The 22268-nt window shown below is 57.0% G+C and carries 17 protein-coding genes; 14 read left to right on the top strand and 3 right to left on the bottom strand.

Annotated features, from left to right (window positions below):
• Together thiP and thiQ are read left to right on the top strand one after the other, a co-directional pair.
• Positions 1 to 1237, top strand: a 1237-nt coding sequence (gene thiP, locus GKAS_RS15455) for a thiamine/thiamine pyrophosphate ABC transporter permease (protein WP_035895443.1), incomplete at its 5' end; no start/stop codon positions are given.
• On the top strand, positions 1221 to 1919 hold the full coding sequence (gene thiQ / locus GKAS_RS15450) for a thiamine ABC transporter ATP-binding protein ThiQ (protein WP_035895441.1): 699 nt from the start codon (positions 1221 to 1223) through the stop codon (positions 1917 to 1919). The genes thiP and thiQ, both read left to right, overlap by 17 nt.
• A gap of 37 nt (positions 1920 to 1956) precedes the next feature.
• Here the strand turns inward: thiQ and GKAS_RS15445 are convergent, their stop codons facing one another.
• Positions 1957 to 2724 carry a DedA family protein gene (locus GKAS_RS15445; protein ID WP_035895439.1) on the bottom strand — a complete coding sequence of 256 codons (768 nt, stop codon included), beginning with the start codon at positions 2722 to 2724 and terminating at the stop codon, positions 1957 to 1959.
• A gap of 129 nt (positions 2725 to 2853) precedes the next feature.
• Positions 2854 to 3699, bottom strand: a complete 846-nt coding sequence (gene araC / locus GKAS_RS15440; RefSeq protein ID WP_035895437.1) for an arabinose operon transcriptional regulator AraC — start codon at positions 3697 to 3699, stop codon at positions 2854 to 2856.
• 338 nt (positions 3700 to 4037) lie between these two features.
• Here araC and araB point away from each other — a divergent pair, with 338 nt between their 5' ends.
• The 6 genes from araB (at position 4038) to rluA (ending at position 14322) form a co-directional block, all read left to right on the top strand.
• Positions 4038 to 5744 carry a ribulokinase gene (gene araB / locus GKAS_RS15435; protein WP_035895435.1) on the top strand — a complete coding sequence of 569 codons (1707 nt, stop codon included), beginning with the start codon at positions 4038 to 4040 and terminating at the stop codon, positions 5742 to 5744.
• An 11-nt stretch (positions 5745 to 5755) separates the two neighbouring features.
• Complete coding sequence (gene araA / locus GKAS_RS15430) at positions 5756 to 7258, top strand: L-arabinose isomerase (RefSeq protein ID WP_035895433.1); 1503 nt, start codon at positions 5756 to 5758, stop codon at positions 7256 to 7258.
• Between the two features lie 162 nt (positions 7259 to 7420).
• On the top strand, positions 7421 to 8116 hold the full coding sequence (gene araD, locus GKAS_RS15425; protein ID WP_035895432.1) for an L-ribulose-5-phosphate 4-epimerase: 696 nt from the start codon (positions 7421 to 7423) through the stop codon (positions 8114 to 8116).
• A 138-nt stretch (positions 8117 to 8254) separates the two neighbouring features.
• Positions 8255 to 10612 (top strand): DNA polymerase II, encoded by a 2358-nt coding sequence (polB, locus tag GKAS_RS15420; protein WP_035895444.1) that lies wholly within the window; start codon positions 8255 to 8257, stop codon positions 10610 to 10612.
• 132 nt (positions 10613 to 10744) lie between these two features.
• Positions 10745 to 13651 carry an RNA polymerase-associated protein RapA gene (rapA, locus tag GKAS_RS15415; RefSeq protein WP_035895430.1) on the top strand — a complete coding sequence of 969 codons (2907 nt, stop codon included), beginning with the start codon at positions 10745 to 10747 and terminating at the stop codon, positions 13649 to 13651.
• A gap of 11 nt (positions 13652 to 13662) precedes the next feature.
• Positions 13663 to 14322 carry a bifunctional tRNA pseudouridine(32) synthase/23S rRNA pseudouridine(746) synthase RluA gene (gene rluA / locus GKAS_RS15410; RefSeq protein ID WP_035895428.1) on the top strand — a complete coding sequence of 220 codons (660 nt, stop codon included), beginning with the start codon at positions 13663 to 13665 and terminating at the stop codon, positions 14320 to 14322.
• A gap of 96 nt (positions 14323 to 14418) precedes the next feature.
• Here the strand turns inward: rluA and djlA are convergent, their stop codons facing one another.
• Complete coding sequence (djlA, locus tag GKAS_RS15405; RefSeq protein WP_035895425.1) at positions 14419 to 15243, bottom strand: co-chaperone DjlA; 825 nt, start codon at positions 15241 to 15243, stop codon at positions 14419 to 14421.
• A 243-nt stretch (positions 15244 to 15486) separates the two neighbouring features.
• Here djlA and lptD point away from each other — a divergent pair, with 243 nt between their 5' ends.
• From lptD to apaH, 6 genes are read left to right on the top strand one after another with little or no spacing between them, the layout of a single operon-like run.
• Positions 15487 to 17856, top strand: coding sequence for an LPS assembly protein LptD (gene lptD / locus GKAS_RS15400; protein WP_035895424.1), 2370 nt, complete (start codon positions 15487 to 15489; stop codon positions 17854 to 17856).
• Positions 17857 to 17909: 53 nt separating this feature from the next.
• The gene (gene surA / locus GKAS_RS15395; protein ID WP_035895422.1) at positions 17910 to 19196 is read left to right on the top strand and encodes a peptidylprolyl isomerase SurA; all 1287 of its coding nucleotides are present in this window, start codon (positions 17910 to 17912) and stop codon (positions 19194 to 19196) included.
• Positions 19196 to 20188 carry a 4-hydroxythreonine-4-phosphate dehydrogenase PdxA gene (gene pdxA, locus GKAS_RS15390; protein WP_035895420.1) on the top strand — a complete coding sequence of 331 codons (993 nt, stop codon included), beginning with the start codon at positions 19196 to 19198 and terminating at the stop codon, positions 20186 to 20188. The genes surA and pdxA overlap by 1 nt, the downstream gene beginning before the upstream one ends.
• Complete coding sequence (gene rsmA / locus GKAS_RS15385) at positions 20181 to 21002, top strand: 16S rRNA (adenine(1518)-N(6)/adenine(1519)-N(6))-dimethyltransferase RsmA (protein ID WP_035895418.1); 822 nt, start codon at positions 20181 to 20183, stop codon at positions 21000 to 21002. The genes pdxA and rsmA overlap by 8 nt, the downstream gene beginning before the upstream one ends.
• A 3-nt stretch (positions 21003 to 21005) precedes the next feature.
• A complete protein-coding gene (apaG, locus tag GKAS_RS15380; protein ID WP_035895416.1) occupies positions 21006 to 21383 on the top strand; it encodes a Co2+/Mg2+ efflux protein ApaG in 378 nt (125 codons plus the stop codon).
• A 3-nt stretch (positions 21384 to 21386) separates the two neighbouring features.
• Positions 21387 to 22235: a bis(5'-nucleosyl)-tetraphosphatase (symmetrical) ApaH gene (gene apaH / locus GKAS_RS15375; RefSeq protein ID WP_035895414.1), complete on the top strand. Its 849-nt coding sequence runs from the start codon at positions 21387 to 21389 to the stop codon at positions 22233 to 22235.
• The last annotated feature ends 33 nt before the right edge of the window (positions 22236 to 22268 follow it).

Here is a 22268-nt window from a genome sequence, read left to right as displayed (position 1 = left end):
ACCTGGCTTTGGCTGGCAGTGGCGGTTCTCGCCTTACGGTCTGCAGGGCATTCTGCTCGCGCACGTGTTCTTTAATATGCCAATGGCGACCCGCCTGCTATTACAGGCGCTGGAGCAAATCCCCGGCGAGCAGCGCCAGCTTGCCGCTCAATTAGGCATGCGTGGCTACCCGTTTTTCCGCCTGGTGGAATGGCCGTGGATGCGCCGACAGCTCCTCCCCATCGCCACGCTGATTTTCATGCTCTGTTTCGCGAGCTTTGCTACCGTACTGTCGCTCGGCGGTGGGCCTTCGGCGACTACCATCGAACTTGCTATCTACCAGTCGCTGAACTTTGACTACGACCCCGCGCGCGCCGCGATGCTGGCGCTCATCCAGATGGGCTGCTGCCTGATGCTGGTGCTGCTGAGCCAACGGCTGAGTCGAGCCATCGCCGTAGGTAATACCCAGGTTCACGGCTGGCGCGATCCGGACGACCGCTGGCACAGCCGAATAACCGACACCCTGCTGATTTTTCTCACCCTACTGCTGTTGTTGCCGCCGCTGCTGGCAGTAGTGATTGATGGGGTGAATCCATCGATGTTCCAGGTCTTTACCCAGCCGGTACTCTGGCAGGCGCTTGGCACCTCCTTGCGCATCGCCGTTGCCGCCGGGGTTCTCTGCGTGGTGCTGACCATGATGCTGCTATGGAGCAGCCGCGAACTGCGCGCCCGCAACCAGCCGCTGGCCGGGCAGGCGATGGAGCTGAGCGGCATGCTGATCCTCGCCATGCCGGGCATCGTGCTGGCCACCGGCTTCTTCCTGCTGCTCAACAACACCGTTGGTCTGCCCGACTCTGCCGACGGTATTGTGATTTTCACCAACGCCCTGATGGCGGTGCCTTATGCCCTTAAAGTGCTGGAAACGCCGATGCGCGATATTACCGCCCGCTACAGCATCCTGTGTGAATCGCTGGGGCTTTCTGGCTTTAATCGACTGAAAGTGGTTGAGCTTCGCGCCCTGAAACGCCCGCTGGCGCAGGCGCTGGCCTTTGCCTGCGTGCTGTCGATAGGTGATTTCGGCGTCGTGGCGCTGTTTGGCAATGAAAATTTCCGCACGTTGCCGTTTTATCTCTATCAGCAAATTGGCGCCTACCGCAGCCAGGACGGCGCGGTGACCGCGCTGATTTTGCTGCTGCTCTGCTTCCTGCTGTTCACCGTTATTGAAAAGTTACCCGGACGCCATGTTAAAACTGAATGATGTCACCTGGCTTTACCAGCACCTGCCGATGCGCTTTAACGCCTCGATTTCCCAGGGCGAGAAAGTGGCAATCCTCGGCCCTAGCGGCGCGGGGAAATCCACGCTGCTGAACCTGATTGCCGGCTTTCTCACGCCGGCCAGCGGCACGCTGATGCTTGAAGGCCGAGTGCATACCCATACGCCGCCGTCGCAGCGCCCGGTGTCGATGCTGTTTCAGGAAAATAACCTCTTCAGTCACCTGACCGTGCGCCAGAACATTGGGCTGGGCATGAGCCCGCGCCTGTCGCTCACCGCGGAGCAGAAGCGAAAGTTACAGGTGATTGCCGGGCAGATGGGCATTGAGTCTATGCTGGACAGGCTACCCGGTGAGCTCTCCGGCGGCCAACGTCAACGCGCGGCGCTGGCACGGTGTCTGGTGCGCGAGCAGCCGATTTTACTGCTGGATGAACCGTTCTCGGCGCTTGACCCGGCGCTACGGCAGGAGATGCTACAGCTGGTTGATGAAGTGTGTCAGCGGCAAAACTTAACGTTGCTGATGGTTTCCCACAGCGTAGAGGATGCCGCAAGGATTGCACAGCGCGCGATGGTCGTTGCGGAAGGGCGTATTGCCTGGGACGGCGATACGCAGGCGCTATTGAGCGGGAAAGCCAGCGCGTCCGCGCTGCTTGGCATTCGGGCGTGATGTTCTGCCGGATGGCAGCGATGCTTTATCCGGCACACTACAGCCCCACCACCTTCCGCAAAATCTCGATATACACCGGCATCAGCGGGTGACGAATCACGCTTACCAGCGCCACCACGCCAACGCCCAGCACCAGCGGGGCCAGCAACAGCAGACGCTGACGCGTTAACAGCGCGCTCAGACGGTCATGATTCTCTTTCGCGCTGCGCCATAAGCGCCAGCACAGCCATCCCGCTACCCACAGCAGCAGCGCCGCCGCCAGCAGCAGCCATTTAAAACTGGCGCTGTGTTCATCCGCAGGAATGTCGATTGCCGCTCCGGCCAGAATGCCCGGCAGGAAGTAAAGCGGTGGCCACAGCACGCAGCCAATGATATTGGGGGTGATAAATTTGGCGATCGGCAGGTCGAGCATACCGGCCACCATCGGCACCAGCGGGCGCGTCGGGCCGACAAAACGGCCCACCAGAATAGTGAACATGCTGTGCTGATGCAGCGCATGTTCGGTTTTATCCAGCAGTGATTTGTTTTTCTTCATAAATGACCAACGATGCAGCGGCTTTTTAAAGCGCCATCCCAGCCAGAAAGAGACCCAGTCACCCAGCAGGCATCCAATAATACCCACCAACCACGCCTGCCAGAAATTCACCTCGCCGCTGCCAATAAGCGCCCCCAGCCCCGCCATCATCACGGTGCCAGGCAGAATCAGCCCCACCAGCGCCAGTGATTCCAGAAACGCCACCAGCGCCACCGCAATCAGCGAGTAGGTTGTGGACTGAGTAATAAAGTGTTCCAGCAGTGCTTGCATAGTGTGCCCGGTTTGAAAACGAAGCAGGGATTCTCCAGAGCGTCTCCCCCATCGTCAAGCCTTCAATTGTCTTTAGAGTTTACTGGCAAAGACAAAAACCAACACACCGCATTTCCTTTTCTTTACTTTTTATTCACACCCCGCGCGAAATTCGCTGGGACTCGCGCCGGTGCATTTTTTAAATACGCGGGAAAAATAGAGCTGATCTTCAAAGCCGACGTTGCGCCCCACGGTAGCGATAGGCATTCGCGTGGTGCTAAGCAGTAGCTTGGCCTGGCTGATGCGCTGATCCTCGCGCCAGCTCAGCACGCTCACGCCAAGCTGCTGGCGGAACAGGTGCGACAGGCGCGAAGGCGATAGACAGACGTGCTGCGCCACGCTTGCAATATCAAAGTGGCTATCGGCAAGGTGGTCGCTGATGTACTGGCACGCATCGCGCACACGGTTATCCATCGGGGGATGCAGCGATTCATTGATAGCTTCCATGCGGCGCAGCAGCAGCTGTTCCAGCAGGTTAATCGCCAGATGCTCCGAGTAGCGCCCAACTCCCTGCCCGGCGTCGATTATCTTGCCAAACAGTTCAGAAATTTCCGTTTGATGCGCCTCATCCGGACGATAAAAACCGGTTTGCGCGACGATTGCGGGCCAGTTCAGCCACTCGTGCCAGTAGGCGCGTGGGCGGAAATAGACCCATTGGTGATACCACTCACTGGCATCCGGGTGACGGCCATAGTGGTGAATTTCGCCCGGCGGAAACAGCAGCATATCGCCCTGACGGCAGACGAACTGCTTGCCCTGGTTTTCAATCACCCCTTCACCACGCACCGTCAGGTTGAGGATAAACCCCTTCATACCCAGCGGACGGTCGATAAAGAAATCCAGATAACCACCGGCTTCAATCGGCGTTAAACCCGCGACCAGATGGGCGTTAAAGGAGTAGCCCGGTAGCAGGGGATCGTTTTGCATTTCAGCCATTTCTGCTCGCTCTCGCTTCGCTCTTAAGAAACCAATTATCCATACTCCGCTTTTTAGCGTTATCCATGCCGTGCTGTCGATGCAGCGAGGAAGGAGTGACAGACATCCCTTGATGAACAAGGCATTTAGAGAATAAACCCTGCTAGACGCCACCTTCAGGATAACAACTGAAGTGTCTATAAGGACGGCAGAAAAGTCCACATTGAATATTTGCACGGCGTCACACTTTGAACAGTCACAGCAAGATAATCCATAAGATTAGCGGTTCCAGCCTGACGGTTTTTTGCGGGGATATCTACTGTTTCACTATCACGTATTCTTTGAGATGGAGTAACACGATGGCAATCGCAATTGGCCTCGATTTTGGTAGTGATTCAGTCCGCGCCCTGGCGGTAGATTGTGCGACGGGCGAAGAGATCGCTACCAGCGTCGAATGGTATCCACGCTGGCAGGAAGGGCGTTTCTGCGACGCGCCAAATAACCGTTTTCGCCACCACCCGCGCGACTATATCGAATCCATGGAAGCCGCGCTGAAAGGCGTACTGGCTGAACTCTCCAGCGCACAACGCGCCGACGTCGTTGGTATCGGCGTCGACAGCACCGGCTCAACGCCAGCGCCTATTGATGCCGACGGGAACGTCCTGGCGCTCAAAGAAGAGTTTGCCGACAACCCGAACGCCATGTTCGTGCTGTGGAAAGACCACACCGCGGTGGAAGAGGCCGAAGCCATCACCCGCCTGTGCCACCAGCCGGGCAAAGAAGACTACTCCCGCTATATTGGCGGCATTTACTCCAGTGAGTGGTTCTGGGCCAAAATTCTGCACGTTACCCGTGAAGACAGCGCCGTTGCGCAGGCTGCCGCCTCCTGGATTGAGCTGTGCGACTGGGTGCCTGCTCTGCTCTCCGGCACCACACGTCCGCAGGACATCCGCCGCGGCCGCTGCAGCGCCGGGCATAAATCGCTGTGGCACGAAAACTGGGGCGGCCTGCCGCCAGCGGCGTTCTTTGACGAACTCGATCCGATTCTTAATCAGCACCTGCCTTGCCCGCTGTTTAGCGAAACCTGGACGGCCGATATTCCGGTTGGCAACCTGACCGCTGAGTGGGCGAAACGCCTGGGGCTGTCGACGAACGTGGTTATCTCCGGCGGCGCATTCGACTGCCATATGGGGGCGGTCGGTGCGGGGGCTCAACCGAATGCGCTGGTGAAAGTTATCGGCACGTCAACCTGCGACATCTTAATTGCCGATAAAAACAGCGTCGGCAACCGCACGGTAAAAGGCATCTGCGGCCAGGTTGACGGCAGCGTGGTGCCAAACTTTATCGGCATGGAAGCAGGTCAATCTGCCTTCGGCGATATTTATGCCTGGTTTGGCCGTGTTCTCGGCTGGCCGCTGGAGCAGCTTGCGGCTCAACATCCAGAGCTAAAAGCACAGATCAAAGACAGCCAGAAACAGCTGCTGCCAGCCCTGACTGAAGCCTGGGCGAACACCCCTTCTCTCGACCATCTGCCGGTCGTCCTCGACTGGTTTAACGGTCGCCGTACGCCAAATGCCAACCAGCGTCTGAAAGGGGTCATCACCGACCTGAATCTTGCTACCGATGCCCCGGCGCTGTTCGGCGGGCTGATTGCCGCCACCGCTTTTGGTGCTCGCGCCATTATGGAGTGCTTCACCGAGCAGGGCATTCCGGTCAACAACGTTATGGCACTGGGCGGTATCGCCCGTAAAAACCGCGTCATCATGCAGGCCTGTTGCGACGTACTGAACCGTCCGCTGCAAATTGTCGCCTCTGACCAATGCTGTGCGCTGGGCGCGGCCATCTTCGCCGCCGTTGCCGCACGCGTACATACCGACATTCCGGCTGCCCAGCAACAAATGGCAAGCCAGGTCGAACACACCTTGCAACCACAGCCACAGCAGGCTCAGCGCTTTGAAGAACTCTATCAGCGCTATCTGCAATGGGCCGTGAGCGCCGAACAACATTATCTCCCGGCTGCATCCGCGGAAAAATCCGCCGCTTCTCAGGCAGCCCTGACTCATTAAAGGATACGACTATGACCGTTTTTGATAATTATGAAGTGTGGTTTGTCATTGGTAGCCAGCACCTGTACGGGCCGGAAACGCTGCGCCAGGTGACGCAAAACGCGGAGCAGGTCGTCAATGCCTTAAATGCGGAAGCGAAACTGCCGTGCAAACTGGTGCTAAAACCGCTGGGCACGCGCCCGGATGAAATTACCGCCATCTGCCGCGATGCCAACTACGACAACAAATGCGCCGGTATGATCGTCTGGCTGCACACCTTCTCACCCGCGAAGATGTGGATCAACGGTCTGACTATCCTCAATAAACCGCTGCTGCAGTTCCACACGCAGTTCAATGCCTCCCTGCCATGGGACAGCATCGATATGGACTTTATGAACCTGAACCAGACAGCGCACGGCGGCCGCGAGTTCGGCTTCATCGGCGCGCGTATGCGTCAGCAGCACAGCGTAGTAACCGGCCACTGGCAGGATAAACACGCCCACGAGCGTATTGGCTCCTGGATGCGTCAGGCCGTCTCTAAACAGGATACCCGTCAACTGAAAGTGTGCCGCTTCGGCGATAACATGCGCGAAGTGGCGGTCACCGACGGTGATAAAGTCGCCGCGCAGATTAAGTTCGGTTTCTCGGTCAATACCTGGGCTGTCGGCGATCTGGTGCAGGTGGTTAACGCCGTGACCGAAGGCGAAATCAACGCGCTGATTGACGAGTACGAAAGCAGCTACCGCTTCACGCCCGCCACGCAGATTCACGGGGACAAGCGTCAGAATGTCCTGGACGCGGCACGCATTGAACTGGGGATGAAACGCTTCCTGGAAGAAGGCGGTTTCCACGCGTTCACCACCACCTTTGAAGATTTGCACGGTCTGAAGCAGCTCCCGGGCCTCGCCGTGCAGCGCCTGATGCAGCAGGGCTACGGCTTTGCGGGTGAAGGCGACTGGAAAACTGCCGCCCTGCTTCGCATTATGAAAGTGATGTCGACCGGTCTACAGGGCGGCACCTCATTTATGGAAGACTACACCTACCACTTCAACGGTGGGAACGACCTGGTACTGGGCTCGCACATGCTGGAAGTCTGCCCATCCATTGCTGTGGAAGAGAAACCACTGCTCGACGTACAGCACCTGGGCATTGGCGGCAAGGCCGACCCAGCGCGTCTTATCTTCAACACCCAAACCGGCCCGGCCGTCGTGGCGAGCATGATTGACCTCGGCGACCGTTATCGTCTGCTGGTCAATACCATCGAAACGGTGAAAACCCCGCACGACCTGCCGAAACTGCCGGTGGCCAACGCGCTGTGGAAAGCTCATCCGAACCTGGAAACCGCCTCAGAAGCGTGGATCCTGGCCGGTGGCGCGCACCACACCGTATTCAGCCATGCGCTGACGCTGGACGATATGCGCCAGTTCGCCGAACTGCACGATATCGAGATTGCCGTTATCGACAACGACACCCGCCTGCCGGCGTTTAAAGACGCGCTGCGCTGGAACGAAGTGTATTACGGGTTTAAACGTTAAGCCGATTTTCCCCTCACTCTAACCCTCTCCCCGAAGGCGAGAGGGTATCGATCGCGCGCATAGTCGCCCTTCCCCCTCTCCCTCCGGGAGAGGGCCGGGGTGAGGGAAATTCAGCACCGTAGGCCGGATAAGCGAAGCGCCATCCGGCATTCAGGAGTAAACATGTTAGAAGATCTCAAACGCCAGGTCCTGGAAGCCAACCTGGCACTGCCAAAACACAATCTGGTGACCCTGACCTGGGGCAACGTCAGCGCCGTTGACCACGAGCGCGGTGTGCTGGTTATCAAACCTTCCGGCGTTGATTACAGCGTGATGACCGCGAACGATATGGTAGTGGTCAGCCTGGAAACCGGCGAAGTGGTGGAAGGCAATAAAAAACCGTCCTCGGATACTCCAACCCATCGCCTGCTGTATCAAGCATTCCCAACGCTCGGCGGCATTGTCCACACCCACTCCCGCCACGCGACCATCTGGGCGCAGGCCGGACAACCTATCCCCGCGACCGGAACGACCCACGCGGACTATTTCTACGGCCCAGTGCCCTGCACCCGCCTGATGACCGATGCGGAAATCAACGGTGACTACGAGTGGGAAACCGGCGCGGTCATCGTCGAAACCTTCCGCGATAACGACATCGACCCGGCGCAAATGCCCGGCGTGCTGGTGCACTCCCACGGCCCATTTGCCTGGGGCAAAAACGCCGAAGACGCGGTGCACAACGCTATCGTGCTGGAAGAGATTGCTTATATGGGCATCTTCTGCCGTCAGCTCGCGCCGCAGCTTCCGGATATGCAGCAGACGCTGCTGGATAAACACTACCTGCGTAAGCACGGGGCAAAAGCGTATTACGGCCAGTAACTCCGGCAGCGCTCTCTGTAGCCCGGACGAGGCGCAGCCGACTCCGGGATCTCACCGATAACACCTGTATAAACCACCAGCACTCTCCCTTAAACCAGGCTATAATCAAGCCTGGTTTTTTTATGGATGAGCTCACGCGTGACCCAGCCACAAGCAGGTTTTCTCCTTACCCGTCACTGGCGGGATACCCCGCAGGGTACCGAACTGGCTTTCTGGCTAGCGACGGACGACGGCCCGCTACAGGTTTCCTTACCGCCGCAGGAGTCGGTGGCGTTTATCCCCGAGGCTCAGCGCGCACAGGTTGAACGCTTGCTGAAGGATGAAAACGGCCTGCGCCTTGCGCCGCTTACGCTCAAAGATTTCCATCGCCAGCCTGTTTTTGGCCTCTACTGCCGTGCGCATCGCCAACTGATGCGGCTGGAAAAACTGCTGCGTGAAAACGGCATTACCGTCTACGAAGCTGATATCCGTCCGCCAGAGCGCTATCTGATGGAGCGCTTTATCACCGCCCCGGTTTGGGTAGAAGGCACCGCGCGCGGCAACGCATTGACCCAGGCGCGTATGAAGCCCAACCCGGAATACCGTCCGCCGCTGAAGTGGGTATCGTTAGATATCGAGACCAGCCGCCACGGTGAGCTCTACTGCATTGGCCTTGAAGGCTGCGGGCAACGCACCGTCTATATGCTCGGTACCGAGCCAGAGCAGCCGCCGCAGGTCGATTTCCACCTCGAATATGTCGCCAGCCGTCCGCTGCTGCTGGAGAAACTCAACGCCTGGTTTGCCGAACATGATCCGGACGTGCTGATTGGCTGGAACGTGGTGCAGTTCGATCTGCGCGTGCTGCAAAAAAGCGCCGAACGCTACCGGGTGCCGCTGTTGTTGGGCCGTGGAAACAGCGAACTCGAATGGCGCGAACACGGCTTTAAGAACGGCGTGTTCTTCGCCCAGGCCGCTGGACGCTTAATTATCGACGGCATCGACGCCTTAAAATCCGCCTTCTGGAGCTTCACGTCGTTCTCGCTGGAAAACGTCTCCCGGGAGCTGCTGGGCGAAGGCAAAGCTATCGATAATCCGTGGGACAGAATGGACGAAATTGACCGCCGTTTCGCCGAAGATAAGCCCGCATTAGCCACCTATAACCTCAAAGACTGCGAGCTGGTCGCGCGCATCTTTCACAAAACCGAGATCATGCCATTTTTGCTGGAACGCGCGACGGTTAACGGGCTGGCGGTCGACCGGCACGGTGGCTCGGTAGCCGCCTTCAGCCACCTCTATTTTCCGCGTATGCACCGCCTGGGCTTTGTTGCGCCAAACCTCGGTGAAGTGCCGCCGCAGGCAAGCCCCGGCGGTTATGTCATGGACTCGCGCCCCGGGCTGTACGATTCCGTACTGGTACTGGATTATAAAAGCCTGTACCCGTCGATCATCCGCTCATTCCTGATTGACCCGGTTGGATTGATTGAAGGTATGGCGCATCCGGACACGCAGCACAGCACTGAAGGTTTTCTCGACGCCTGGTTCTCTCGCGACAAACACTGCCTGCCGGGGATCGTCAGCCAGATCTGGCACGCCCGCGATGAAGCCAAGCAACACAAAAACAAGCCGCTATCGCAGGCGCTGAAGATCATCATGAATGCCTTTTATGGCGTGCTGGGCACCAGCGCCTGCCGCTTTTTCGACCCTAGGCTGGCGTCGTCGATCACCATGCGCGGCCACGCGATCATGCGTCAGACCAAAGCGCTGATTGAATCTCAGGGCTACGACGTGATTTACGGTGATACCGACTCCACCTTCGTCTGGCTCAAACGGGCTCACGGCGAAGAAGAGGCCGGAGCCATTGGTCGCGCGCTGGTCGATTTCGTCAACCAGTGGTGGGCTGATGAACTGCAAAAAAAAGGGCTGACCAGCGCGCTGGAGCTGGAGTTTGAAACTCACTTCTGCCGCTTCCTGATGCCAACCATCCGCGGCACCGATACCGGTAGCAAAAAACGCTATGCGGGGATGATCCAGGAAGGCAGCGAACAGCGGATGCTGTACAAAGGGCTGGAAACGGTGCGTACCGACTGGACGCCGCTGGCGCAACAATTCCAGCAGGCGCTGTATTTGCGCATCTTCCGCAACGAGCCCTACCGGGACTTCATCCTTGAAACCATTGATAAACTGATGGCAGGCGAACTCGATGACCAGCTGGTTTACCGCAAGCAATTGCGCCGCCCGCTGGCCGAGTATCAGAAAAATATTCCGCCGCACGTGCGCGCCGCCCGTCTTGCTGATGAACACAACGTGCGGTTAGGGCGCCCGCAGCAGTACCAACAGCGCGGCAGCATTCGCTACGTCTGGACCACCAACGGCCCGGAACCACTGGCCTATCAGCAATCACAGCTCGATTACGACCACTATCTGACCAAACAATTAGCCCCGGTTGCTGAAGGAATTCTCCCCTTTGTCGACGATGATTTTGCTACAATAGTGACAGGGCAACTGGGTCTATTTTGACAGGTGACTAACGTCTCGCCATCCAGTACCATAGCGCCCTTTCCATTCCTGGACCAAATTCACTCACCGCCTGTTTATAAAGGTGGTGGATGAATATTGCCTGCAATTTATTAAAGATAGAGCCGAACGCATATGCCTTTTACACTTGGTCAACGCTGGATCAGCGATACAGAAAGCGAACTGGGACTTGGTACCGTTGTTGCAATGGATGCACGCACCGTCACCCTACTCTTCCCGGCAACCGGAGAGAACCGTCTGTATGCGCGTAGCGACTCCCCCGTGACCCGCGTTATGTTTAATCCCGGCGACACGATTACAAGCCATGAAGGCTGGCAGCTGCTCGTTGACGAAGTAATAGAAGAAAATGGCCTGCTGGCCTACATCGGCACCCGTCAGGACACCGAAGAGACCGGCGTCATGATGCGCGAAGTGCTGCTCGACAGCAAACTGGTGTTCAGCAAACCGCAGGACCGTCTCTTTGCCGGGCAAATCGACCGCATGGACCGATTTGCTCTGCGCTACCGCGCGCGTAAATACCAGAGTGAACAATACCGTATGCCGTGGAGCGGTCTGCGCGGTCAGCGCACCAGCCTTATCCCGCACCAGCTCAACATCGCCCATGACGTGGGCCGTCGCCATGCGCCGCGCGTGCTGCTGGCAGACGAAGTCGGCTTAGGTAAAACCATTGAAGCCGGGATGATCCTGCACCAGCAGTTGCTGTCTGGTGCCGCCCAGCGCGTGCTGGTCATCGTCCCGGAAACCCTCCAGCACCAGTGGCTGGTTGAAATGCTGCGTCGTTTCAACCTGCGCTTTGCGCTGTTCGACGATGAACGCTATGCCGAAGCCCAGCACGATGCCTACAACCCGTTTGAAACCGAACAGCTGGTTATCTGCTCACTGGACTTCGTTCGCCGCAACAAGCAGCGTCTGGAAAATCTGTGCGAAGCCGAGTGGGATATCATGGTGGTCGACGAAGCGCACCACCTGGTGTGGAGCGAAGATGCGCCAAGCCGCGAATATCAAGCCATTGAACAGCTCGCCGAGCGCGTACCTGGCGTACTGTTGCTGACGGCAACCCCGGAACAGCTGGGGATGGAAAGCCACTTTGCGCGTCTGCGTCTGCTGGACCCAAACCGCTTCCACGATTTCGAGCAGTTTGTTGAAGAACAGAAAAACTACCGCCCGGTAGCCGACGCTGTCGCCCTGCTGCTGGCAGGCAACAAGCTCAGCAACGACGAACTGAACATGCTGGGCGAACTGATTGGCGAGCAGGATATCGAAGCCCTGCTGCAAACCGCCAACAGCGATCGCGACGGTGCAGAAGCAGCTCGTCAGGAGCTTATCAGCATGTTGATGGACCGCCACGGCACCAGCCGCGTGCTGTTCCGTAACACCCGTAACGGCGTGAAAGGCTTCCCGAAACGCGAACTGCACACCATCAAGCTGCCGCTGCCAACCCAGTATCAAACGGCGATTAAAGTCTCCGGCATCATGGGTGCCCGTAAGAGCGCAGAAGAGCGCGCCCGTGACATGCTCTACCCTGAGCAGATTTATCAGGAATTTGAAGGTGATACCGGCACCTGGTGGAACTTCGACCCACGTGTCGAATGGCTGATGGGCTACCTGACCAGCCACCGTTCGCAGAAAGTGCTGGTTATCTGCGCCAAAGCGGCCACTGCCCTGCAGCTGGAGCAGGTTCTGCGCGAACGCGAAGGCATCCGTGCCGCCGTGTTCCACGAAGGCATGTCGATTATTGAACGCGACCGCGCCGCCGCCTGGTTCGGCGAGGAAGACAGCGGCGCACAGGTACTGTTGTGCTCGGAAATCGGTTCTGAAGGCCGTAACTTCCAGTTCGCCAGCAACCTGGTGATGTTCGACCTGCCGTTCAACCCGGACCTGCTGGAACAGCGTATCGGCCGTCTGGACCGTATCGGTCAGGCGCACGATATTCAGATTCACGTCCCGTACCTGGAAAAAACCGCGCAGTCAGTGCTGGTTCGTTGGTTCCACGAAGGTCTGGATGCCTTTGAGCACACCTGCCCGACCGGTCGTACCATTTATGACAGCGTGCATGACCAGTTAATCAACTACCTGGCAGCACCGGAAAACAGCGACGGCTTCGACGACCTCATCAAGAGCTGCCGCGAACAGCACGAAGCGCTGAAAGCACAGTTGGAACAGGGCCGCGACCGTCTGCTGGAGATCCACTCCAACGGCGGAGAAAAGGCGCAGCGTCTTGCTGAAAGCATCGAAGAGCAGGATGACGACACCAACCTGATAGCCTTCGCCATGAACCTGTTCGATATCGTCGGTATCAATCAGGACGATCGCGGTGAGCACCTGATCGTGCTGACCCCGTCAGACCACATGCTGGTTCCGGACTTCCCTGGCCTGCCGGAAGATGGCTGCACCGTCACCTTCGAGCGTGACGTGGCGTTGTCTCGCGAAGACGCACAGTTCCTGACCTGGGAACACCCGCTGATTCACAACGGTCTGGATCTCATCCTCTCCGGTGATACCGGCAGCAGCACTATCTCCCTGCTGAAAAACAAAGCGCTGCCGGTGGGTACGCTGCTGGTCGAGCTGATTTACGTGGTTGAAGCGCAGGCACCGAAACAGCTGCAGCTCAACCGCTTCCTGCCGCCAACGCCGGTGCGTATGCTGCTGGATAAAAACGGCACTAACCTTGCCGCGCAGGTTGAGTTTGAAACCTTCAACCGCCAGCTCAGCGCGGTGAACCGTCATACCGGCAGCAAGCTGGTGAACGCGGTGCAGCAGGACGTGCATACCATTCTGCAAAAAGGTGAAGCGCAGATTGAGCAAGCCGCTCAGGCGCTGATTACCGCGGCACGTGAAGAGGCGGACGAGAAGCTCAGCGCGGAACTGTCGCGTCTGGAAGCGTTGAAGGCGGTGAACCCAAACATCCGTGACGACGAGCTGTCCGCGATTGAAAGCAACCGCCAGCAGGTGATGGAAAGCCTGTCGCAGGCGGGATGGCGTCTGGACGCACTACGTCTTATCGTCGTCACTCACCAGTAATCGGAGCCGCTATGGGCATGGAAAACTATCATCCGCCACGGGACCCGTGGCTGGTGATCCTCTACCAGGACGAGCACATTATGGTGGTCAACAAGCCCAGCGGCCTGTTGTCCGTCCCGGGCCGTCAGGAAGAGCATAAAGACAGCGTGATGACCCGCGTACAGCGCGATTATCCGCTGGCGGAGTCCGTACACCGCCTCGATATGGCGACCAGCGGCGTTATCGTCGTGGCCCTGACCAAAGCGGCAGAAAGAGAACTGAAGCGTCAATTCCGTGAGCGCGAGCCGAAAAAGCAGTACGTGGCGCGCGTATGGGGTCACCCGCAGCCGCAGGAAGGCCTGGTGGATTTACCGCTGATTTGCGACTGGCCGAACCGGCCGAAGCAGAAGGTGTGTTATGAAACCGGCAAGTCTGCGCAGACGGAGTATGAAGTGCTGGAATATGCGCCGGATAACACCGCGCGGGTGAAGCTCAAACCGATTACCGGGCGTTCACACCAGCTGCGCGTGCATATGCTGGCGCTGGGTCACCCGATTCTGGGCGACCGCTTTTATGCGCACGACGAAGCGCTAGCGATGGCACCGCGTTTGCAGCTCCATGCGGAGACGCTCACCATTACCCATCCGCAGTTTGGTAATAGCATGACGTTTAAGGCACCGGTCGATTTTTAACTGGCATGCATTGCCGGGGGCGCTGCGCTTGCCCGGCCTACATTTGAGCACATTTGTAGGCCGGATAAGGCGTTAGCCGCCATCCGGCAACTCACCTTACTTAAATCCCTTCTGTTCTTTTATCAGCTCGTACGCTTTCTGAATTTCCTGCGCCTTCTGCTTGGCCATCTCCATCATCTCCGGCGGCAGCCCTTTCGCCACCAGCTTATCCGGGTGATGTTCGCTCATCTGCTTACGATAGGCGCGTTTGATGGTCGTGGCATCGTCGCTCGGCTTCACGCCCAGCACGTTACACGCATCTTCCAGCGTCGGCCCACGCTGCGCCTGTTGCCAACCACCACCCTGACCGCCCTGAGACTGCTGATGGTAGCCGCCGCCAAACTGCGCGCCGCCCTGCATCATGCGCAGGAACTGGTCGAACTGCGCGTGGGAGATCCCCAGCTCTTCGGCAATCACGTACAGCACGTCGCGTTCGTTGGGATGCAGAGACCCGTCGGCAAACGCCGCCTGAATCTGAATCTCCAGGAACATACGAATAAGATCAAAACGACCAAAGCAGACGCTACGGAACTGACGCATCTTTTCACGCAGCGGGTAGTTGTCAGCTTTACCCACACGAAACGCCTGCTGCGCCGCCGTGCGGGACTCACCGTGCAGATTCATGCGGTCCATAAACAGACTGGCGACATGAATATCCGCTTCGGTCACGCGCCCTTTCGATTTGGTCAGATGGCCCATCACTTCAAAAGTGGTGGCAAAAAACAGCGACTGACGCTGCTGTTGATTGGCAAACCAGTTCATACGACGGCTTCGCGCCTTGTCAAACATATGACCCACGAGCAGCCCGAGGACAACGCCCCAGAACCCTCCGCCCATCATCAGGGCGACGGCCACACCAATCACTTTTCCCCAATACTGCATATACTCCCCAAATCGTCATGCCAGCGGCTAAAATATGCATTATCATACCTGTCATTCAATGCCGTGCATAACACCTCTGGCAAGAACGGGCAGGATAGACTCGATGAATTTCACGTTGCAGCCAACGGCACTGCAACTTAGAAGCCGACGAGCATTAACACTAGCGTCATCACGATGAGTACGTTAGTCTCTGACCGTTTGCAAGCCGCAATGCTATAGATGACGGAACAACAAATACAACGTATGAAAAAACGTATTCCCACTCTCCTCGCGACCATGATCGCCAGCGCCTTGTACAGCCAGCAGGGATTGGCAGCAGATCTCGCCTCTCAATGTATGCTTGGCGTACCGAGTTACGATCGCCCGTTAGTCAGCGGTCCTGCGAACGAACAACCGGTCACTATCACGGCAGATCATGCAAAAGGTAATTACCCTGATAACGCCGTATTTAGCGGCAACGTCGATATTAATCAGGGGAATAGCCGTTTACAGGCCGATGAAGTTCAGCTTCATCAAAAACAGCCTGAGGGGCAGCCTACACCGGTTCGCACCGTCGATGCACTCGGCAACGTTCACTACGACGATAATCAGGTTATTCTGAAAGGGCCAAAAGCCTGGTCAAACCTGAATACCAAAGATACCAACGTCTGGAAAGGTGATTACCAGATGGTCGGCCGTCAGGGCCGCGGTACGGCGGATGTCATGAAACAGCGCGGCGAGAACCGCTACACCATTCTTGAAAACGGCACCTTTACCTCCTGTCTGCCGGGTTCTAACACCTGGAGCGTCGTGGGTAGCGAAGTTATCCACGACCGCGAAGAGCAGGTTGCCGAAATCTGGAACGCACGCTTTAAAATTGGTCCGGTACCGGTCTTCTATAGCCCATACCTGCAGCTCCCGGTCGGCGACAAACGCCGCTCTGGCTTCCTGCTGCCAAGCGCGAAATACGGTAGTACTAACCACTTTGAGTTCTCATTACCGTATTACTGGAACATTGCGCCTAACATGGACGCCACCCTGACGCCGCACTATATGGACAAGCGTAGCGGCGTGATGTGGGAAAACGAATTCCGCTATCTGACCGATGCCGGTGAAGGCCTGTTTGAACTGGACTATCTGCCGTCAGACAGCGTCTACTCCAACGAACATCCTAATGATGACAATAGCCGCCGCTGGCTATTCTACTGGCGTCACGCCGGGGTCATGGATCAGGTATGGCGTTTCAACGCCGACTACACCAAAGTCAGCGATCCAGATTACTTTAACGACTTTGACTCGAAATACGGCTCAAGTACCGACGGCTACGCCACGCAGAAACTGAGCGTGGGCTATGCGGTACAAAACTTCGATGCCACCGTATCGACGAAACAGTTCCAGGTTTTCGACCGCAGTAACAGCAACTCCTATTCGGCCGAGCCACAGCTGGATATCAACGCCTACCAGAACGATGTAGGGCCGTTTGATACCCATCTCTACGCTCAGGCGGTGAAGTTCACCAACAGCAACAGCAATTTGCCTGAAGCGACACGAGTCCACCTCGAGCCGACCATCAGTCTTCCGCTGGGCAACCGTTGGGGTAGCCTCACGACGGAAGCAAAACTGCTGGCGACGCACTACAACCAGACCAATATCGACGACTACAACAATGACTCGACCAACGCCAACAAGTTGGCCAGTTCAGTCAACCGCACCATGCCTCAGCTGAAAGTTGATGGCAAAATGGTGTTTGAGCGCGATGTTGAGCTGACGCCGGGCTACACCCAGACGCTGGAACCACGTATGCAGTACCTGTACGTGCCGTACCGCGACCAAAGCAAAATCAATAACTACGACTCCACGTTCCTGCAATCCGATTATACGGGTCTGTTCCGTGACCGTAGCTACAGCGGTCTCGACCGCATCGCTTCCGCAAACCAGATTACGACCGGGGTCACATCACGTATTTATGATGACGCCGCCGTTGAACGTTTTAACGTTTCTGTTGGTCAAATCTACTATTTCACCGAGTCTCGCACCGGTGATGACAACATTAACTGGGAGAAAAACGACAAAACGGGTTCACTGGTTTGGGCGGGCGACACCTACTGGCGTATCAGCGATCAATGGGGTTTACGCGGTGGTATTCAGTACGACACGCGTCTGAACAACGTCTCCACCAGCAGTTCAGCCATCGAATGGCGTCGGGACGAAGAACATTTAGTGCAGTTGACTTACCGTTACGCCAGCCCGGAATATATTCAGGCAACGCTGCCGAGTTACTCCACGGCAGAACAGTATAAAAACGGGATTTCGCAGGTTGGTGCAACTGCGAGCTGGCCAATCGTCGACCGCTGGTCCGTCGTAGGTGCTTATTACTATGACACCAACTCCGGCAGCGCCGCTGACCAGATGCTGGGCGTTCAGTATAACTCCTGCTGTTACGCTATCCGCGTAGGCTACGAGCGTAAACTCAACGGTTGGGATTACAACAACGACACCCAGACTGGTGGTCGTTCCAAATATGACAACTCCATCGGCTTCAGCATTGAGCTGCGTGGTCTGAGCTCTAACTACGGTCTGGGTACTCAGCAGATGCTGCGTTCCAACATCATGCCGTACCAAAGCTCGCTGTAATGTCACTGGTTAGACACATCATCCGCATTGCGGTTAATTGAAATGGAAAAAGTATGAAGAACTGGAAAACGCTGCTTCTCGGTATCGCCTTAGTTGCGAATACCAGCTTCGCTGCCCCGCAGGTTGTCGATAAAGTAGCAGCCGTCGTGAACAACGGCGTCGTCCTTGAAAGTGATGTTGATGGTCTGATGCAGTCCGTCAAAATGAACGCCGGCCAGGCGGGTCAACAGCTGCCGGATGACGCTACGCTTCGTCACCAGATTCTGGAACGTCTGATCATGGATCAGATAATCCTGCAGATGGGGCAGAAGATGGGTGTCAAGATCACTGACGATCAGCTCGATCAGGCGATCGCCAACATCGCTAAACAAAACAACATGACGATGGATCAGATGCGCAGCCGTCTGGCCTACGATGGGATGAACTACAACACCTATCGTAACCAGATCCGCAAAGAGATGCTGATTTCCGAAGTGCGTAACAACGAAGTGCGTCGCCGCATTACCGTGCTACCACAGGAAGTCGACGCGCTGGCAAGCCAGATTGGCAACCAGAACGACGCCAGCACCGAGCTGAACCTCAGCCACATCCTGGTTGCGCTGCCGGAAAACCCAACCTCCGATCAGGTTAACGAAGCACAAAGCCAGGCCGAGTCTATCGTTGAACAGGCTCGCGGCGGTGCTGATTTCGGTAAGCTCGCTATCACCTACTCCGCAGACCAACAGGCGCTGAAAGGCGGCCAGATGGGCTGGGGTCGTATTCAGGAACTGCCTGCTATCTTTGCTCAGGCGCTGAGCACGGCGAAAAAAGGCGATGTTATTGGCCCTATTCGTTCCGGCGTAGGCTTCCACATCCTGAAAGTTAACGATATGCGCGGCCAGACCCAGAACATCTCGGTAACGGAAACCCACGCTCGCCACATCCTGTTGAAGCCATCGCCAATCATGACCGACGATCAGGCACGTGCGAAGCTGGAACAGGTTGCAGCGGATATTCGTAGCGGCAAAACCACCTTTGAGAAAGCGGCTAAAGAGCTGTCTCAGGACCCAGGCTCTGCTAACCAGGGCGGTGATTTAGGTTGGGCAACGCCGGATATCTACGATCCGTCATTCCGCGATGCGCTGATGAAGCTGAGCAAAGGCCAGATGAGCGGCCCAGTTCACTCTTCCTTCGGCTGGCACCTGATTCAGCTGCTCGATACGCGTAACGTTGACCGTACCGACGCCGCACAGAAAGACCGTGCTTACCGCATGCTGATGAACCGTAAATTCTCTGAAGAAGCGGCGACCTGGATGCAGGAACAGCGCGCAAGCGCTTACGTTAAAATTCTGAGCAACTAATGACGCAACACGCTCGTGTCGTTATCACTCCCGGCGAACCCGCCGGGATTGGTCCGGATCTTGTTATCCAACTGGCCCAGCGCGACTGGCCGCTTGAACTGGTCGTTTGCGCTGATGGCCGCCTGCTCACCGAGCGGGCAACGCTTCTCGGCCTTCCTCTCACGCTATTGCCCTACTCTCCCGAAAAACCCGCTGCACCACAGCGCGCCGGTACGCTCACGCTGTTACCCGTCGCCCTGCATGCCGAGGTTACGCCGGGAACGCTCAACGTTGAGAACGGTCGCTATGTTGTTGAAACGCTCGCCCGCGCCTGCGATGGCTGCCTGAACGGTGAGTTTTCCGCACTGGTCACCGGCCCGGTCCACAAAGGCATCATTAATGATGCCGGCGTCGCCTTTACCGGGCACACCGAGTTCTTTGAAGAGCGCGCTGGCGCACCGAAAGTGGTGATGATGCTGGCAACCGAGGAGCTGCGCGTCGCGCTGGCAACGACCCACCTGCCGCTGAAAGCGGTGAGCGATGCCATCACGCCGGACCTGCTGCGGGAGGTTATCACCATCCTGCACGACGACTTGCAGAACAAGTTTGGTCTTGCCGAACCGCACGTGCTGGTCTGCGGCCTGAACCCACATGCGGGGGAAGGTGGGCATATGGGTACGGAAGAGATAGACACCATTATTCCGGTGCTGGAAGAGTTGCGTGCAAAAGGGATGAATCTGAGCGGGCCGCTGCCTGCCGATACCCTTTTCCAGCCTAAGTATCTTGACCATGCCGATGCCGTGCTCGCAATGTACCACGATCAGGGCCTACCCGTGCTAAAATACCAGGGCTTTGGCCGTGGCGTGAACATTACGCTCGGTTTACCCTTTATTCGCACCTCCGTTGACCATGGTACCGCCCTTGAACTGGCAGGCCTGGGGAAAGCGGATGTCGGCAGTTTTATTACGGCGCTTAATCTCGCCATCAAAATGATTGTTAACTCTAATGAATAATCGAGTCCATCAGGGCCACTTAGCCCGTAAACGCTTCGGGCAAAACTTTCTCAACGATCAATTCGTGATCGACAGTATTGTTGCGGCTATTAACCCGCAAAAAGGCCAGGCCATGGTTGAAATCGGCCCGGGTCTTGCCGCGCTGACCGAGCCGGTTGGCGAACGTCTTGACGAAATGACCGTTATTGAACTGGACCGCGACCTCGCCGCGCGTCTGCAAACGCACCCGTTCCTGGGGCCGAAGCTGACCATTTATCAGCAGGATGCCATGACCATGAACTTTGGCGAGCTGTCTGAGAAGCTGGGTCAGCCGCTGCGCGTGTTCGGTAACCTGCCGTACAACATCTCCACGCCGCTGATGTTCCACCTGTTTAGCTATACTAATGCTATTGCGGACATGCACTTCATGCTGCAAAAAGAGGTGGTTAACCGTCTGGTTGCCGGTCCAAACAGTAAAGCCTATGGTCGTCTGACCGTAATGGCGCAATACTACTGCAACGTGATCCCGGTACTTGAAGTGCCGCCAACCGCGTTCACTCCACCGCCAAAAGTGGATTCCGCCGTCGTACGTCTGGTGCCGCATAGCACTAAACCGTACCCGGTAAAAGATGTCCGCGTCCTGAGCCGTATTACGACCGAAGCCTTCAACCAGCGTCGTAAAACTATCCGCAACAGCCTGGGCAACCTGTTCAGCGTTGAGCTGTTGACGGAGCTGGGTGTAGACCCGGCCATGCGCGCGGAAAATATCTCTGTTGCGCAGTACTGCCGGATGGCCAACTATCTGTCAGAGAATGCGCCCTCGAAGGAGAGCTAAACCATGATCGATTCGCCGCGAGTTTGCGTCCAGGTACAGAGCGTCTACATTGAGACGCACTCCCAGCCGGAAGAAGAGCGTTACGTTTTTGCTTATACGGTGACCATTCGCAATCTCGGGCGAAGCGCGGTTCAGCTTCTCGGCCGTTACTGGCTGATTACCAACGGCCACGGCCGTGAAACTGAAGTTCAGGGTGAAGGTGTGATCGGCGTGCAGCCGCACATCGAGCCCGGTGAAGAATATCAATATACCAGCGGTGCCGTGCTGGAAACTCCGCTCGGCACTATGCAGGGTCACTACGATATGGTCGATGTGGACGGTGTGCCGTTCTCCATCGACATACCCGTTTTCCGTCTCTTTGTTCCCACGCTGATTCATTAAAACATGGCTACATACCTTATTGGCGACGTTCACGGTTGCTTTGACGAGTTAATTGCCCTGCTCGAGCAGGTGGCGTTCACCCCGGACGTCGATACCCTGTGGCTGACGGGCGATCTGGTTGCCCGTGGCCCCGGTTCGCTGGAAGTGCTGCGCTACGTTAAATCGCTGGGCGACTGCGTGAAAGTGGTGCTCGGTAACCACGATCTGCATCTGCTGGCGGTATTTGCTGGCATTAGCCGCAATAAGCCGAAGGATCGCCTGAACCCGCTGCTGGAAGCACCGGATGCCGACGAGCTGCTCAACTGGCTGCGTCGCCAGCCGCTGATGCAGGTCGATGAAGATAAAAAGCTAGTAATGGCGCATGCAGGCATCACGCCGCAGTGGGATATGGAAACCGCGAAACAGTGCGCACGCGACGTTGAAGCGGTGCTCTCAAGCGATTCCTATCCGTTCTTCCTCGATGCCATGTACGGCGATATGCCCAACAACTGGTCACTGGATCTCTCAGGGCTGGCGCGCCTGCGCTTTATCACCAACGCCTTTACCCGCATGCGCTACTGCTTCCCGAACGGCCAGCTGGATATGTACAGCAAAGAGTCGCCGGAGAACGTGCCTGCGCCACTGAAGCCCTGGTTTATGCTGCCGGGACCAATCACCAGCGAGTACAGCGTGGCCTTTGGTCACTGGGCCTCGTTGGAAGGTAAAGGTACACCGGAAGGGATTTACGCGCTGGACACCGGCTGCTGCTGGGGCGGTGATTTAACCTGTCTGCGCTGGGAAGATAAAAAGTATTTTGTGCAGCCGTCAAACCGTAAGCTGTCGCCGGGCGAGAGCGAGGCGGTGGCTTCGTAGTGGGGTGCATCCCCATTGATAAATAAAAAACGC

The organism is Kluyvera ascorbata ATCC 33433 (assembly GCF_000735365.1).
Taxonomy (GTDB): Bacteria; Pseudomonadota; Gammaproteobacteria; order Enterobacterales; family Enterobacteriaceae; genus Kluyvera; species Kluyvera ascorbata.
The sequence above is the reverse complement of the archived record's forward strand: the minus strand, read 5'-3'. Positions and strand labels throughout refer to the sequence as shown.

Excerpts from the sequence above, each read along its gene's own strand:
- araB (WP_035895435.1), top strand. The coding sequence starts at position 4,038 with ATGGCAATCGCAATTGGCCTCGATTTTGGTAGTGATTCAGTCCGCGCC.
- apaH (WP_035895414.1), top strand. The coding sequence starts at position 21,387 with ATGGCTACATACCTTATTGGCGACGTTCACGGTTGCTTTGACGAGTTA.
- araC (WP_035895437.1), bottom strand. The coding sequence starts at position 3,699 with ATGGCTGAAATGCAAAACGATCCCCTGCTACCGGGCTACTCCTTTAAC.
- lptD (WP_035895424.1), top strand. The coding sequence starts at position 15,487 with ATGAAAAAACGTATTCCCACTCTCCTCGCGACCATGATCGCCAGCGCC.
- araD (WP_035895432.1), top strand. The coding sequence starts at position 7,421 with ATGTTAGAAGATCTCAAACGCCAGGTCCTGGAAGCCAACCTGGCACTG.
- thiQ (WP_035895441.1), top strand. The coding sequence starts at position 1,221 with ATGTTAAAACTGAATGATGTCACCTGGCTTTACCAGCACCTGCCGATG.
- rluA (WP_035895428.1), top strand. The coding sequence starts at position 13,663 with ATGGGCATGGAAAACTATCATCCGCCACGGGACCCGTGGCTGGTGATC.
- GKAS_RS15445 (WP_035895439.1), bottom strand. The coding sequence starts at position 2,724 with ATGCAAGCACTGCTGGAACACTTTATTACTCAGTCCACAACCTACTCG.
- rsmA (WP_035895418.1), top strand. The coding sequence starts at position 20,181 with ATGAATAATCGAGTCCATCAGGGCCACTTAGCCCGTAAACGCTTCGGG.
- pdxA (WP_035895420.1), top strand. The coding sequence starts at position 19,196 with ATGACGCAACACGCTCGTGTCGTTATCACTCCCGGCGAACCCGCCGGG.
- rapA (WP_035895430.1), top strand. The coding sequence starts at position 10,745 with ATGCCTTTTACACTTGGTCAACGCTGGATCAGCGATACAGAAAGCGAA.
- djlA (WP_035895425.1), bottom strand. The coding sequence starts at position 15,243 with ATGCAGTATTGGGGAAAAGTGATTGGTGTGGCCGTCGCCCTGATGATG.
- surA (WP_035895422.1), top strand. The coding sequence starts at position 17,910 with ATGAAGAACTGGAAAACGCTGCTTCTCGGTATCGCCTTAGTTGCGAAT.
- araA (WP_035895433.1), top strand. The coding sequence starts at position 5,756 with ATGACCGTTTTTGATAATTATGAAGTGTGGTTTGTCATTGGTAGCCAG.
- apaG (WP_035895416.1), top strand. The coding sequence starts at position 21,006 with ATGATCGATTCGCCGCGAGTTTGCGTCCAGGTACAGAGCGTCTACATT.